Origin of the sequence: Crossiella cryophila (assembly GCF_014204915.1) — a bacterium.
Lineage (GTDB): Bacteria > Actinomycetota > Actinomycetes > Mycobacteriales > Pseudonocardiaceae > Crossiella > Crossiella cryophila.
Window position 1 is genome coordinate 8,905,836 of sequence record NZ_JACHMH010000001.1, and the last position, 13,377, is coordinate 8,919,212.

At 70.6% G+C, this 13,377-nt stretch carries 13 protein-coding genes; 4 read left to right on the top strand and 9 right to left on the bottom strand.

Annotation, left to right across the window (positions count from 1 at the left end; translation table 11 throughout):
- From HNR67_RS38120 to HNR67_RS38130, 3 genes are all read left to right on the top strand, one after another.
- Positions 1 to 384, top strand: coding sequence for a MerR family transcriptional regulator (locus HNR67_RS38120; protein WP_185008059.1), 384 nt, complete (start codon positions 1 to 3; stop codon positions 382 to 384).
- Positions 385 to 893: 509 nt separating this feature from the next.
- On the top strand, positions 894 to 1,832 hold the full coding sequence (locus tag HNR67_RS38125; RefSeq protein WP_185008061.1) for an endonuclease/exonuclease/phosphatase family protein: 939 nt from the start codon (positions 894 to 896) through the stop codon (positions 1,830 to 1,832).
- A 44-nt stretch (positions 1,833 to 1,876) separates the two neighbouring features.
- Positions 1,877 to 2,464 carry a TetR/AcrR family transcriptional regulator gene (locus tag HNR67_RS38130; RefSeq protein ID WP_185008063.1) on the top strand — a complete coding sequence of 196 codons (588 nt, stop codon included), beginning with the start codon at positions 1,877 to 1,879 and terminating at the stop codon, positions 2,462 to 2,464.
- A 25-nt stretch (positions 2,465 to 2,489) separates the two neighbouring features.
- Here the strand turns inward: HNR67_RS38130 and HNR67_RS38135 are convergent, their stop codons facing one another.
- The 8 genes from HNR67_RS38135 to HNR67_RS38170 are packed head-to-tail and all read right to left on the bottom strand — an operon-like array spanning position 2,490 to position 11,820.
- A complete protein-coding gene (locus HNR67_RS38135) occupies positions 2,490 to 3,866 on the bottom strand; it encodes a rhamnulokinase (RefSeq protein WP_312989021.1) in 1,377 nt (458 codons plus the stop codon).
- Positions 3,863 to 4,084, bottom strand: coding sequence for a LuxR C-terminal-related transcriptional regulator (locus HNR67_RS38140; protein WP_185008067.1), 222 nt, complete (start codon positions 4,082 to 4,084; stop codon positions 3,863 to 3,865). Before HNR67_RS38140 ends, HNR67_RS38135 begins: the two co-directional genes overlap by 4 nt.
- Positions 4,085 to 4,122: 38 nt before the next feature.
- The gene (locus tag HNR67_RS38145) at positions 4,123 to 6,159 is read right to left on the bottom strand and encodes a bifunctional aldolase/short-chain dehydrogenase (RefSeq protein ID WP_407645162.1); all 2,037 of its coding nucleotides are present in this window, start codon (positions 6,157 to 6,159) and stop codon (positions 4,123 to 4,125) included.
- Positions 6,147 to 7,319, bottom strand: coding sequence for an L-rhamnose isomerase (rhaI, locus tag HNR67_RS45360; protein WP_185008071.1), 1,173 nt, complete (start codon positions 7,317 to 7,319; stop codon positions 6,147 to 6,149). The genes HNR67_RS38145 and rhaI overlap by 13 nt, the downstream gene beginning before the upstream one ends.
- A gap of 16 nt (positions 7,320 to 7,335) precedes the next feature.
- Positions 7,336 to 8,397 (bottom strand): rhamnose ABC transporter substrate-binding protein, encoded by a 1,062-nt coding sequence (gene rhaS, locus HNR67_RS38155; protein WP_185008073.1) that lies wholly within the window; start codon positions 8,395 to 8,397, stop codon positions 7,336 to 7,338.
- Complete coding sequence (locus tag HNR67_RS38160) at positions 8,394 to 9,320, bottom strand: ABC transporter permease (RefSeq protein ID WP_185008076.1); 927 nt, start codon at positions 9,318 to 9,320, stop codon at positions 8,394 to 8,396. The genes rhaS and HNR67_RS38160 overlap by 4 nt, the downstream gene beginning before the upstream one ends.
- Positions 9,317 to 10,309, bottom strand: a complete 993-nt coding sequence (locus HNR67_RS38165) for an ABC transporter permease (protein ID WP_185008077.1) — start codon at positions 10,307 to 10,309, stop codon at positions 9,317 to 9,319. The genes HNR67_RS38160 and HNR67_RS38165 overlap by 4 nt, the downstream gene beginning before the upstream one ends.
- Positions 10,306 to 11,820 carry a sugar ABC transporter ATP-binding protein gene (locus HNR67_RS38170; protein WP_312989026.1) on the bottom strand — a complete coding sequence of 505 codons (1,515 nt, stop codon included), beginning with the start codon at positions 11,818 to 11,820 and terminating at the stop codon, positions 10,306 to 10,308. Before HNR67_RS38170 ends, HNR67_RS38165 begins: the two co-directional genes overlap by 4 nt.
- Positions 11,821 to 11,980: 160 nt before the next feature.
- Between HNR67_RS38170 and HNR67_RS38175 the strand changes: the two genes are divergently transcribed.
- Positions 11,981 to 13,042 carry a LacI family DNA-binding transcriptional regulator gene (locus tag HNR67_RS38175; RefSeq protein ID WP_185008079.1) on the top strand — a complete coding sequence of 354 codons (1,062 nt, stop codon included), beginning with the start codon at positions 11,981 to 11,983 and terminating at the stop codon, positions 13,040 to 13,042.
- Here the strand turns inward: HNR67_RS38175 and HNR67_RS38180 are convergent.
- The gene (locus HNR67_RS38180) at positions 13,018 to 13,299 is read right to left on the bottom strand and encodes a hypothetical protein (protein WP_185008081.1); all 282 of its coding nucleotides are present in this window, start codon (positions 13,297 to 13,299) and stop codon (positions 13,018 to 13,020) included. The two genes, HNR67_RS38175 and HNR67_RS38180, sit on opposite strands and share 25 nt — an antisense overlap.
- Positions 13,300 to 13,377 lie beyond the last annotated feature (78 nt).

Here is a 13,377-nt window from a genome sequence, read left to right on the forward strand (position 1 = left end):
GTGCACTCGATCGGCGAGGTGTCCCGGCGAACCGGCCTGCCGGTGCCCACCATCCGCTTCTACTCCGACTCCGGCCTCGTCTCGCCCACCATTCGCACCGCCGCGGGCTACCGCCGTTACGACGAGTCGGCCGTGACCCGGTTTCAGCAGGTCCAGGCCCTGCGCGCACTGTGCCTGGACCTGCCGACGGTGGCCAGGGTCCTGGGTGGGGCGGCGCTGCCGGAGATCGCGGGGGCCGCGGCGGACGGACTGGCCGAGGCGATCGCGGACCTGCGGCTGCGGGAGGCGGTGCTGCGGCGGGTGGCCGACCGGGGGCTGGACGCGGTGGGGGCGCGGGCGGCGCTGGGCGTGGCGCGGTTGTCGGCGGAGCAGCGGCGGGGCTGATGCGGGATCTGATGGCGGAGGCGTTGCGCGGGTTGGCGGTGGATCCGGGGTTCGCGGCGAAGGTGCGGGCGGAGTTGCCGGAGTTGCCGGCGGAGCCGACCGCGGCGCAGCTCGGGTGGTGGCTGGAGCTGGCCGAGTTGGTGGCCGATGGCGAGTTCCGGGTGCTGGTGCGGCGGGCGTTCGAGGTGCATGCGGCGGATCGGCCGGAGGGGCTGCGGACAGGGAAGCGGCAGGCGGGGAAGCTTCAGGTAGGGATGCGGCGGGCAGGGATCTGGCGGCTGGCGGCCATGCGGCTGGGGACCGGGTTGCGGGGATTTTCGCGGCGGCATGCGGAGGTGTGGACGGGCCGGAGTTCCGAGAATGGTTGCTGCGGCGGATCCAAGCTGGGTGTCATCCCATGGTGCTGCGCTACCACGAGCTGCTCGACCTCGTTCGGGGCCGGGAGCCTGGGCCCGAGCTGCGGGCGGCCGTTGACTGGCTGGTTGGGGTGCTCGGGCAGACTGGCGGGCATGACCGTTGTTGATGTTCGGCCGCGGCGGCGGGTGCTTTCCTGGCTTGGCTGGGTGGGGCTGGCGCCGGTGACGTTGCTCGTCGTGGTCCGGGTCATGGGGCTGGATGACGGGAATGTGCTGGCGTTGCCGATGGCGGGGTTGCCGTTGGTGGCGGTGGGGACCGTGGTGGTCGCGGTGGTGCTGGGGGTTCTGCGGTTGCGGGCGGCTTGGCTGGCCGCGGTTCTGGCTTTGGTGCAGGTTGTGGTGATCGTTCCTCGGTTTGTCGCCACGGGGGGCGAGGCGGGGCCGGTGCGGTTGCGGGTGGGGACGGTGAACAGCCTGGTGGGGCAGGTGGACGCGCGGGCCCTGGTGGAGTTGGTGCGGGCGCAGCGGCTGGATGTGCTGGCGGTGCAGGAACTTCCGGCGGCTGGGGTGCGGGCATTGGCGGCGGCGGGGATGGATTCGGTGTTGCCGCATCAGGAGTTGCGGCCGGAGGCGGACACCTCGCTCTACTCTCGGTTGCCGTTGAGTGGCGGTGGGTTGCTGGCCGCGCCGACCGAGTGGCCGCAGACGGTGGCCAGGGTCGAGGTGGGTGGGCGGTCGATCCAGTTCGTGGGGGTGCACACGTTCTGGCCGGTGGGGGATCCGGCGCAGTGGGCGCGGGATCTGGCGTCGTTGCGGTCGGTGGCGGGGCGGGATGTGGTGATGCTGGGCGATTTCAACGCGACGCTGGATCACGCCTCGTTCCGTGGGCTGTTGTCGGCAGGCATGGTGGACACGCACGCGGAGCTGGGGCGCGGGTGGGCGCCGACCTGGCCCGCTGATGGCTGGGTGCCGCCGGTGGTGGAGCTGGATCATGTGTTGCACGGGGCGGGGCTGACCGGGGTCTCGGTGGCCGAGCACAGCCTGGGTGGGACGGATCACCGGATGGTGGTCGCCGAGCTGGCCTTGGCCTGACCTGCGCGGAGTACAGTATCGGCTGGTACGGAAGGAGGGCCGGGATGGCGATCGGGCGGCCTCGGGAATTCGACGTCGACCAGGCCCTGGACCGGGCGCTGGAGGTCTTCTGGCGGCATGGCTACGAGGGCGCGGCCATGTCCGACCTCACCGCGGCCATGGGCATCAACCGGCCGAGCCTGTACGCGGCCTACGGCAACAAGGAATCGTTGTTCCGCAAGGCGTTGGAGCGCTACACGACCGGTCCGGCACGGCATGTGACCGAGGCGCTGGCCGAGCCGACCGCGCGGGCCACGGCCGAGCACCTGCTCTACGGCACGGTGGACGCGGTGACCGCGGACGGGTGCCCGCGCGGCTGTCTGGTGGTGCAGGGCGCGCTGGCCACCGGGAGTGGTGCGGAGGTGGTGCGGGCGGAGATCTCGGCGCATCGGCGGGCGGTGGAGGTTCAGCTGCGGGAGCGGTTCGAGCGGGCCCAGGCCGAGGGGGATCTTCCCGCGTCGGCGAGTGCGGCGGAGCTGGCGCGGCTGGTGATGGTGGTCAGCCAGGGGATGTCGGTGCACGCGGCGGATGGGGTTGGGCGCGAGGAGTTGCGCCGGGTGGTGGAGATGGTGCTGACGAACTTCCCGCGGTAGGTGGGGAGGGGGCTCGTCGCGGTGGCTAGCGGGGCGGGTAGTGGGTCAGGGTTGCGCTGGTGCGGATCAGTTCGCGGAGTTCGGGCAGGGTTTGGTCGGTGCGGAGTTGGACCAGGGCGTTGCCAAGGGCGGCTGCTTCCACCGGGCCCGCGATGACCGGGAGCCGGCAGGCGTTGGCGGTGAGTTGGCAGAGCAGGGGGTTGGCTGCGCCGCCGCCGACCAGGTGGACGACCTCCACCCGGGTGCCGGACAGCTGGGCCGCCTTGGTGATGGTGTGCTGGAAGGCGTTGGCCAGGCTGTCCAGGATGCAGCGGACCAGCTCGGGGCGGGTTTGTGGGACCGGCTGGTCGTGGGTGGCGCACCAGTGGCGGATACGGGTGGGCATATCGCCTGGGGGCAGGAAGATCGGGTCGTCCGGGTTGATCAGGGACCGGGCGGGTAGGTCGGCGGCCGCCTGGAGCAGGGGGGTCAGGTCGGGTTGGGCGTTCCAGGTGCGGAGGGATTCCTGGAGTAGCCAGAGGCCCATGTTGTTGCGCAGGTAGCGGATGGTGCCGTCGAGGCCGCGTTCGTTGGTGAAGTTGGCTTCGCGGCTGGCGGTGGTGAGGACGGGGCGGTCCAGTTCCACGCCCGCCAGGGCCCAGGTGCCGCAGGAGATGTAGGCGAAGTGGGGGGTTTGGGTGGGGATCGCGGCTATGGCGGAGGCGGTGTCGTGGCTGGCGACCCTGGTCACCGGGATGGGGTGCGGGAAGCCGAGGTCGGGTTTCAGCACACCCGCTGGGGTTCCTGGGTCGCGTAGTTCAGGGAAGATGTGTCGCGGCAGGCCCAGTTCGGCCATGACATCGGTGAGCCACTGTCCACTGTGGACGTCCAGGAGCTGGGTGGTGGAGGCGTTGGTGCGTTCGGCCGCGCGGTCGCCGGTCAGCCAGTAGGTGAGCAGGTCCGGGATGAGGAGGAGGCAGTCCGCGGCTGGCAGGCGTGGACCGTCCACTTCGGACATCAACTGGAAGAGGGTGTTGATGCGGAGGAGTTGCAGGCCGGTGCGGGCGTAGAGCTGGTCCGATGGGATCTTGGCGAGCACACGCTCGAGCTGGCCTTCGGTGCGGTTGTCGCGGTAGTGCACGGGGAGGCCGAGCAGGCCGCCGTCCGGGGCGAGCAGGGCGTAGTCGACGGCCCAGGAGTCGATCCCGATGCCGTGCACGGGGTTTCCGTCGGCGGTGAGTTGGCGCAGGCCGTGCAGGATGCCCTGGTACAGCCGGATCGGGTCCCAGTGCAGGGTGTCCGCCAGGGTGATGGGGGTGTTGGCGAAACGGTGGACCTCGGTGAGGGTCAGGCCGCCCGAGCCGACCTCAACCGACATCACCCGGCCGCTGGAGGCGCCGAGGTCCACCGCCGCGACCCTCACACAAGGCCCCGGCGTACCGCCCATACGATCACCTGGATGGAGCTGGAGAAGCCGAGCTGGTTGCACATGGCGCGGGTGCGCCTGCGCACGGTGCGCTCGGACAGTTCCAGCCTGCGGGCGACCGCGTCGATCGGCAGGCCGGTCGAGAGCAGCCGGAGCAGGGTGACCTCCTCGTCGCTGAGCACGGCGTGGTCACGGATGTTGTCGGCTACCACCATGGTGGTCCCTCCTGGCATTTCGTTGATCCTCTGGTAGCTCATCTCAGGAAGGCCGCCGTCACTCCGCTGTCCACCGGTATGTGCACACCGGTGGTACGGCTGAGTTCGCCCGCGGTCAGCACATAGACCGCGGCCGCGACGTGTTCCGGCAACACCTCTGCCTTGAGCAGGGTGCGTTGCGCGTAGTAGCTCCCCAGTTCGGTCTCGGGTACGCCGTACACGGCGGCGCGTTGCGCGCCCCAGCCGCCGGCGAAGATCCCGGAACCGCGGACCACCCCATCCGGGTTGATCCCGTTCACTCTGATGCCGTGCTCCCCCAGCTCCGCCGCGAGCAGGCGGACCTGATGTGCCTGGTCGGCTTTTGCCGCACCGTAGGCGATGTTGTTCGGACCGGCGAATACGCCGTTCTTGCTGGCGATGTAGACGATGTCGCCGCCGAGGCCCTGCCGGGTCATGGTCCGGGCCGCGGCCCTGGCGACCAGGAACGAGCCCCTGGCCATCACCCGGTGCTGGATGTCCCAGTCGGCGTCGGTGGTCTCGGTCAGTGGTTTGGAGATGGACAGGCCCGCGTTGCTGACCACCAGGTCGACGCCGCCGAAAGCCAGGCAGGCCTTGGCGAAAGCAGCCCCGACGGAGGCCGAGTCGGTGACGTCGGCGACGACCGCGGCGGCGATGTCGGGACCACCGATCTCCGCTGCCGTCGCCGCCGCCCTTTCACCGTCCACATCGGACACGACAACGCAGGCGCCCTCGGCGGCCAGGCGGGCGGCGGTGGCCTTGCCGATGCCGGAGGCGGCGCCGGTGACCAGCGCGACCCGGCCGGCCAGCGGTTTCGGGGCCGGGCGGCGGCGGAGTTTGGCCTCTTCCAGGTCCCAGTACTCGATGCGGAACTTCTCCGCCTCCGGGATGGGCTGGTAGCCGGAGAGGGCCTCGGCGCCGCGCATCACGTTGATGGCGTTGACGTAGAACTCGGCGGCGACCCGGGCGGTCTGCTTGTCCGGGCCGTAGGAGAACATGCCGACGCCGGGCACCAGCACGATGGCCGGGTCCGCGCCGCGCATGGGCGGGGAGTCCGGGGTGGCGTGCCGGGTGTAGTAGGCGCGGTAGTCCTCGCGGTAGGCGGCGAACTCGGCGGTGGCGGCGGCCGGGTCGGTGAGCACCAGCGGCCGGATCTTGGTGCGCAGGAAGTGATCCGGGCAGGAGGTGCCCAGCGCGGCCAGTGCGGGCAGGCGGTCCCGGCTGAGGAAGTCGAGCACCTCGGGGGTGTCGGTGAAGTGGCCGACCTGGAAGCGACCGGTGTCGGTGCGACTGGAGGTGGAGGCCAGGCCGCGCAGCAGCGGGGCGAGTTCCGCCGCCCTGGCATGACGTTCCGCCTCGGGTAGTGGTGTCCATTCAGGACGTACGGCACCGAATGGTTCGGGGCGGCCGCGGTCCTCGATGAACTGCTGGGCGCGGCGGATGATCTCCAGCGAGTGCGCCTGGCATTCCGCGGAATCCTTGCCCCAGGCGGTGATGCCGTGGCCGCCGAGGATGACGCCGATGGCGTCGGGGTTCTCCCGGTGGATGGCGGCGATGTCCAGGCCGAGCTGGAAACCGGGGCGTCGCCAGGGCACCCAGGCCACCCGGCCGCCGAAGCATTCGCGGACCAGGGCCGCTCCCCCGGCGGCGGTGGCCAGCGCGATCCCGGCGTCCGGGTGCAGGTGGTCCACGTGCGGCGCGTCGACCAGGCCGTGCATGGCGGTGTCGATGGACGGGGCCGCGCCGCCCTTGCCGTGCAGGCAGAAGTCGAAGGCGGCGACCATCTCGTCCTCGCGCTCGACCCCGGGGTAGACCTGGGTGAGGGCACGCAGGCGGTCCAGCCGGAGCACGGCCAGGCCGGACTCGGACAGCGTACCCAGGTCGCCGCCGGATCCCTTGACCCACAACAGTTCCACGTCGGTCCCGGTGACCGGGTCGACGGCGGTGGCCTTGGCGGAGGCGTTGCCGCCGGCGTAGTTGGTGTTACGCGGGTCCGCGCCGAGTGCGTGGCCGCGGGCCAGCAGGGCGGTCACCTCGGGGTGGGTCACGCGCCCCACCCCAGACCGCCGCCGATCCGCTCGGCCTCGATGTGTTCCTGGTATCCACTGCGGTAGAACGCGCCCAGCGGGTCCGGGTCCAGTCCCTGGTCCTGGCGGACCTCGGCCAGCAGCGGGCGGACGTCGGTGCTGAAGGCGTCCATCACCACCGCGTGCGCGCCGAGCACATCGCCGTCGCGTTGCGCGTCCCGCAGCGCGTCCCGGTCCACCAGCAGGGCCTTGGCGGTGGCCTCCTGCACGTTGAGGATCGACCGGATCAGCGCGGGCACACTGGGTTCCAGGTTGTGGCACTGGTCGAGCATGAACTCGATGCCGGCCTCCGGGGCCAGCCCGCCCGCGCCGTGGATCTCGTGCAGGATGCGGAAGAGCTGGAACGGGTCGGCCGCGCCGACCATGAGGTCGTCGTCGGCGTAGTTGCGGCTGTTGAAGTGGAAGCCGCCGAGTCGCTGTTCGCGCAGCAGCACGGCCACCAGGAACTCGATGTTGGTGCCGGGCGCGTGGTGACCGGTGTCCACCAGCACCTGGGCCCGTTCGCCGAGCCGCAGGCAGTGCGCGAACGCGGTGCCCCAGTCCGGCACGTCCATGGTGTAGAAGTGCGGTTCGAAGAACTTGTACTCCAGCAACAGCCGCATGCCCTCGGGCATGGCCGCGTAGACCTTGGCGAGACCTTCGGCGAGGCGGTCCTGGCGGGCCCGGATGTCGTCCTGGCCGAGGTAGTTGGTGCCGTCGGCCAGCCAGACCGAGAGCACGCCGGAGCCGGTCTGGCTGCCGATCTCCACGCATTCCAGCAAATGGTCCACTGCTTTGGCGCGGATGGCGGAGTCGGGGTGGCAGATGCTGCCGAGCCGGTACTCGTTGTCCTGGAAGACGTTCGGGTTGATCGCGCCGAGCCGGATGCCGCGACTCTCGGCGTAGCGGGCCAGCGCCGGGTAATCGTCTACCTGGTCCCAGGGGATGTGCAGGGCGAGGCTGGGGGCCACGCCGGTGAACTCGTGCACGCAGGCCGCGTCGTCGATCTTCTCCTCCGGCGTGCGCGGCACCCCGGCCTTGGCGAAGACCTTGAACCGGGTGCCGGAGTTGCCGTATGCCCAGGAGGGGGTTTCGATCCGCTGGGCGCGCAGCACGCGTTTGGCGTTGTGCCGCAAGGTGTTCTCGCTCATCGTCGGCTCCCCCCTCTCAGAAGTCGAAGCGGTCGACGTTGTCCGTGGTGAAGACCGTCGGTGGCCCCAATACGATCTCACCCGATTGGCCGATCGTGTACTCGCCGAGGCTGCCCGCAGCGAACTTCTGCCCTTGTGAACCAGTCACCCTGCCCGAAGCGAGCGCCGCCGCGGCCTGGGTGGCGAGGTAGCCGAGCTTGGCCGGTTCCCACAGTGCGAAGGACTTCACCGTGCCGTTCTTGACGAAAGCCCGCAGCTGGTTCGGTGTGCCAAGGCCGGTCAGCGCGACTTTGCCCTGGTAGGCCGAGGAACTGAGGTAGCGGGCCGCGGCGGCGATGCCGACCGTGGTCGGCGAGATGATGCCCTTGAGGTTGGGATGGGCGGCCAACAAAGCCTGGGTCTTCTGGAAGGAGGTCTGGTCGTCGTCGTTGCCGTAGGCGGTCTCGACCAGCTTCAGCTTGGTGTACCTGGGTTTCACCAGTTCCTGTTTCATGATTTCGATCCAGGTGTTCTGGTTGGTGGCGTTGGCGGTGGCCGAGAGGATGGCGAACTCCCCTTCTCCGCCAATGGCTTCGGCGAGCAGTTCGATCTGCTTGACCGCGATGTCGGTGGAGTTGACCTGGTTCACGAACACATCGCGGGCGTCCGCGGCCACGTCGGAGTCCAGCGTGACCACCTTCATGCCCTGGGCGCGGGCGGTTTTCAGCGCGGGTGCGACCGCGTTGGGGTCGTTGGCGGCCAGCACCAGGGCGTCCTGGCGTTGCTGGGCGGCGGTGTTGATGTAGGTGACCTGGGAGGCGGCGCTGGCGTCGGAGGGGCCGGTGGTCTTGACCTCGGCCTGGAGTTCCTTGCCCGCGTTCTCCGCGCCGCCGCGGACCACGGTGAAGTAGGGGTTGTTGACCTGCTTGGGCAGATAGGTGATCTTGAGGCCGGTGCGCAGCGGGGCCTGCGGGTTGGCGGTGGTGGCGCTGCCGGTGGGGCCGCCGTTCCCGGTGGAGTTCTCCCGGGTGGTGCCGCCGCAGGCGCTGATCAGCAACGCTCCACTGAGGACGGTCGCGAGCAAACCGAGTGGTCTCATGGGTCCTGCCTTCCGCGAATGGGTGCGAGCACGCTGACGAGCAGCAGCAGGCCGGTGACGATGGTGAGGACTTCGGTGGGGACGTCGTTGAGGATGAGCACGTTGCGCAGTGCGCCGAGCACCAGCACGCCGGCGATCACGCCGAACAGGGTGCCGCGGCCGCCGAAGATGGACACGCCGCCGAGCAGCACCGCGGCGACCACGGCGAGTTCCAGGCCGGCGCCGTTGTCCGCGCGGGCACTGGAGAAACGCAGGGTGTAGACGATGCCCGCCAGGGCGGCGACCGCGCCGGCCAGGGTGAAGGCGAGGAACTTGACCTGGCGCACCCGGATGCCGGCGAACCGGGCGGCCTCGGCGTTGGCGCCGATGGCGAAGACCGCGCGGCCGTAGGAACTCGCGTGCAGCAGCACCCCGAAGACCACGGCCAGCAGTGCGAACAGCAGCATGGGCCACGGAATTCCGGTGCCTGGCACCGGCTGGGTGCCGAAACTGGTGTAGCTGGGCGGGAAATCGGCCACCGCGGTGTCGCCGAGCAGGACCAGGGCCAGGCCGCGGTAGAGCGCGAGGGTGCCGATGGTGACGGCCAGCGAGGGCAATCCCAGTGTGGTGACCAGGAATCCGTTGAGCGCGCCGCAGAGCGCGCCGACCACGATCACCACCGGCAGGATGGCTTCCAGGGGCCAGTTCGCCTGCCACAGCACGCCGATCAGCGCACTGGACAAGCCGAGCACCGAGGCCACCGACAGGTCGATCTCGCCCGCCACCACGACGATGGTGAGCGGCAACGCGATCAGCGCGATCTCGCCGATGTCCAGGCCGAGGTAGAACAGGTTCTGGCTTGATCGGAAGCCGCTGCCCGCGCTGAGTGCGATGACCAGCAGCACGAAGACGAGTGCGGTTTCCCAGCGCAGCAGGGCTTTCACCCGGTCACCTCCGTCGGGCGGCGGGCGGCGCGGCGCAGCGCGGCGGCCAGTCGCAGGGCGAGCAGCCGGTCCACGGTGATCGCGGCCAGCAGCAGTGCGCCGGTGATCGCCTGCTGCCAGAACGCGGGCACGCCCAGCACCGCGAGGGAACTGGCGATGGTGCCCAGCAGCAGCGCGCCGAGCGCGGCCCCGTGCGCGGAGCCGGAGCCGCCGAAGATGGCCACCCCGCCGACCACCACCGCGGCCACCACCTGGAGTTCCAGGCCGGTGCCCGCGGCGGCGTCGACCGTGCCGTAGCGGGCGGTCCACAGCGCGCCGGCGAGTCCGGCGATCAGGCCGGAGGCCAGGAAGACGCCGAACACCCTGCGCCGCACCGGGATGCCCGCCAGGATCGCGGCTTCCGGGTGTGAGCCGATGGCGTACAGCTCGCGGCCGGATCGGTGGTTGCGCAGGTAGTGGGCGGCGGCGAGGACCACGAGCAGGGTGAGCAGGACCAGGTTGGGCAGGCCGAGCAGGGTGCCGCCGCCGAAGCCGAGCAGGGCCTCGGGCAGGTCGCCCGCGTTGACCTGTTGTCCTTGTGCGATCAGGTAGTCCAGGCCGCGGAAGACGTAGAGCGTGCCCAGGGTGACCACCAGGCTGGGCACCCGGCCGAGTGCGACCACCGCCCCGTTGATCGCGCCGCAGACCAGGCCGATCCCCAGTCCCAGCAACAGGATCAGCGGGACCGGCAGGTCTGGGTTGGCGGCGGCGGTGCTCGCGGTGAGGAAGGCGGAGAGGCCGAGTACCGAGCCGACGGACAGGTCGACGTTGCGGGTGAGCACCACCGCGGTCTGCCCGACCGCGAGCAGCGCGATGATCGAGGCGTTCAGCAGCAGGTCCTGGATGCTTTGCCCGGCAAGGAAACGCGGGTTCACCAGGGCGGTGCCGAGCACCACGACGAGCAGGGTGGCGAGGATGCCGAGTTCGCGGAAGCGGGCCAGTGCGCTCATGCCGGGACCGCCTGACCGGTGGCGGCGAGTGCGATGTTCTCCTCGGTGGCGCGTTCGCCGCGGAGTTCGGCGGCCAGCCTGCCCTCGTGCATGACCAGCACCCGGTCGGCCAGGCCGAGCACCTCGGGCAGTTCGGAGGAGATCATCAGGATGGCCACGCCCTCGGCCGCGAGTTCGCCGAGCAGCCGGTGCACCTCGGCCTTGGCGCCGATGTCCACGCCCCGGGTGGGTTCATCCACGATGAGCACCTTGGGCTTGCGGGACAACCACTTCGCGAGCACCACCTTCTGCTGGTTGCCGCCGGAGAGCCTGCCGACGGGATCGCCGAGCCGCGCGTACTTCAGCCGCAGCCGCAGCGCCCAGTCGGTGGCCAGGCTGGTCTCGGATCTTCGGCGCAGCAGGCCGCCGCGGCTCAGTTCGGGTAGGGAGGCCAATGCGATGTTGCGTTCGATCGAGGCGGCCAGGACCAGGCCCTGGGCGCGCCGATCCTCTGGTACGAAACCGATTCCGGCGGTCATGGCGGCTCGCGGCGAGCCCTGGCGCAACCGGCGGCCCTCGATCTGGACCGTGCCCGCGTCCGGCCGGTCGATGCCGAAGATCGCCCTGGCCACCTCGCTGCGCCCGGCGCCGACCAGTCCGGCCAGGGCGAGGATCTCGCCGGCGCGCAGCTCGAAGGAGATGTCGGTGAACACGCCCTCGCGGGTCAGCCGGTCGACCCGCAGCCGGACCTCGCCGACAACGTTGTCAGCTTGTGGGAAAAGGGCGGCGAGGTCACGGCCGACCATCCGGCGGACCAGCTCGGCGGGGGTGACCTCGGCCAGTTCGCCGGTCCACACCAGGCCGCCGTCGCGCAGCACGGTGGCGTCCTGGCAGAGCGCGAACACCTCGTCCAGGCGGTGCGAGACGAACAGCACCGACACGTCCTGGCGCAGCAGCGCGCGGGTGACCTCGAACAGCCGGGCGACCTCGGCCGGGGACAGCGCGGCGGTCGGCTCGTCCATCACGATCACCCTGGCGGCGAAGGAGAGCGCCTTGGCGATCTCCACCACCTGCTGGTCGGCGATGGACAGGCCCCGCGCGGGCGCGGCCGGGTCCAGGGTCACGCCGAGCCGGGTGAACAGGTCTTTTGTCGCCCGATGCAGGGCGGTGTGGTCGATCCGGCGGCCGCGTCGCAGTGGCTGGCGGCCCATGAACACGTTCTCCGCCAGGGACAGGTCCGGGAACAGCGCGGGTTCCTGGTGGATCACCGCGATCCCGGCGGCGCGGGCGGCGGCCGGGTCGGACAGGGTGGTCAGCTGGCCGTCGACGAGCAGTTCACCGCGGTCCGGCCGGTGCACGCCGCCGAGGACCTTGATCAACGTGGACTTGCCTGCCCCGTTCTCGCCGAGCAGCGCGTGCGCGCGGCCGGGGTGCAGTTCGAGCCCCGCGCCACTGAGCGCGCGGACCGCGCCGAAGCTCTTCCCGACCCCGCGCAACACGAGGATCGGCGGCCGTACAGACGACGATGTCACCCGGCAGCTCCCTTGTTCCTAGGCCCTGCCCCCGATCGGGATGAAACGTTTCAATCCTGCGGTGCCAGCCAGTTTGGGAGGGTTACAGTGCGCTGTCAAGGACAGCCGGAGGGGTTTTGATCCGGTGCACCCGGCCAGCCGAACGGAGCGAAGGCGGACCATGGGCCATTCGGTGAGCGTGCGTGAGGTGGCCGAGCTGGCCGGGGTCTCCCTCGGCACCGTGTCGAACGTGCTGAACTCGCCGGAGCGGGTGGCCCCGCGCACCAGGGAACGGGTGCTGGCCGCGATGAGCGAACTCGGCTTCGTGCGCAACGAGTCCGCCCGCCAGCTGCGGGCAGGCACCGGGCGAACGATCGGCCTGGTGGTCCTGGACGTCAGCAACCCGTTCTTCACCGACGTCGCCCGCGGCGTGGAGGAGGCGGCCACCGAGGCAGGCCACTCGGTCATCCTGTGCAACAGCGACTCCAACCCCGAACGCGAGCACCGGCACCTGGAAGTCCTTGCCCAGCAACGGGTGCACGGCGTGTTGATCACTCCGAGCCGGGATTCGCTGGCGGAGATCCGGCGGTTGCAGCAGCGTGGGGTGTCGGTGGTGCTGCTGGATCATCCGGCCACGGCAAGGGACATCTGCTCGGTGGCGGTGGACGACCGGACCGGCGGCGCGCTGGCCATCAATCACCTGCTGGCACAGGGGTTCGAGCGGATCGTGATGGTCACCGGGGCGGCGCATGTGCGGCAGGCCGCGGAACGGCGGTTGGGCGCCTGCGACGCGTTGCGCAAGGCCGGGCAGCCGGAGTCGGCGCTGCGGGTGCTGGAGGTGCCCGCGCTGACGGTGGCCGCCGGATTGCGGGCCGGGGAGCAGATCCTGGCTGACCGGGATCGGCCGCGGGCGGTGTTCTGCGCCAACGATCTGCTGGCGCTGGGGGTGTTGCAGGCGATGGTGCGGGCGGGGCTGCGGGTGCCGGGTGAGATGGCGATCGTGGGGTATGACGACATCGAGTTCGCCTCGGCCGCGGCGGTGCCGTTGACCTCGGTGCGGCAGCCGCGGCACCTGATCGGGCGGACGGCGGCGCAGCTGGTGATCGCGGAGACGTCGAGCCCTGGGCAGCATGAGCATCAGCGGGTGTTCTTCACGCCGGAGCTGGTGGTGCGGGAGTCCAGCCAGGCTGGCGCGACCGGACTCCCGGACCGGGGAACTCAGCAGCCGCCGCACCCGGCGTAGGGGTTGCGGTACCAGTTGGTCGCGTACACCGTCGACGGGTCCTCGTCACCGTAGAACACCACTCGGACGGCCTCCACGACCTGGGCGTAACCGATCTCCAGATCCTGGAACGCGCCGCACTTCGGGGCGTACCGCTGGATCTTCATGACCTTCTGCGCGAGCACGATCCGTTCCTCGCCGCTCGCCTCACGCAGGCGAACCGAGATCCGGGCCATGGCTTCGTTGTCGTTGTTCGGGTCGCGGTCGCACAGTGTCACCGCGATCTGGTCGGCGTGGGAGCGGTCGACGTAGCGGGCGCTGAAGTCGACGCTGATCCCGCCACCGGTCCCACTGCC

Excerpts from the sequence above, each read along its gene's own strand:
- HNR67_RS38140 (WP_185008067.1), bottom strand. The coding sequence starts at position 4,084 with ATGGTGGTAGCCGACAACATCCGTGACCACGCCGTGCTCAGCGACGAG.
- HNR67_RS38125 (WP_185008061.1), top strand. The coding sequence starts at position 894 with ATGACCGTTGTTGATGTTCGGCCGCGGCGGCGGGTGCTTTCCTGGCTT.
- rhaS (WP_185008073.1), bottom strand. The coding sequence starts at position 8,397 with ATGAGACCACTCGGTTTGCTCGCGACCGTCCTCAGTGGAGCGTTGCTG.
- HNR67_RS38175 (WP_185008079.1), top strand. The coding sequence starts at position 11,981 with ATGGGCCATTCGGTGAGCGTGCGTGAGGTGGCCGAGCTGGCCGGGGTC.
- HNR67_RS38130 (WP_185008063.1), top strand. The coding sequence starts at position 1,877 with ATGGCGATCGGGCGGCCTCGGGAATTCGACGTCGACCAGGCCCTGGAC.
- HNR67_RS38165 (WP_185008077.1), bottom strand. The coding sequence starts at position 10,309 with ATGAGCGCACTGGCCCGCTTCCGCGAACTCGGCATCCTCGCCACCCTG.
- rhaI (WP_185008071.1), bottom strand. The coding sequence starts at position 7,319 with ATGAGCGAGAACACCTTGCGGCACAACGCCAAACGCGTGCTGCGCGCC.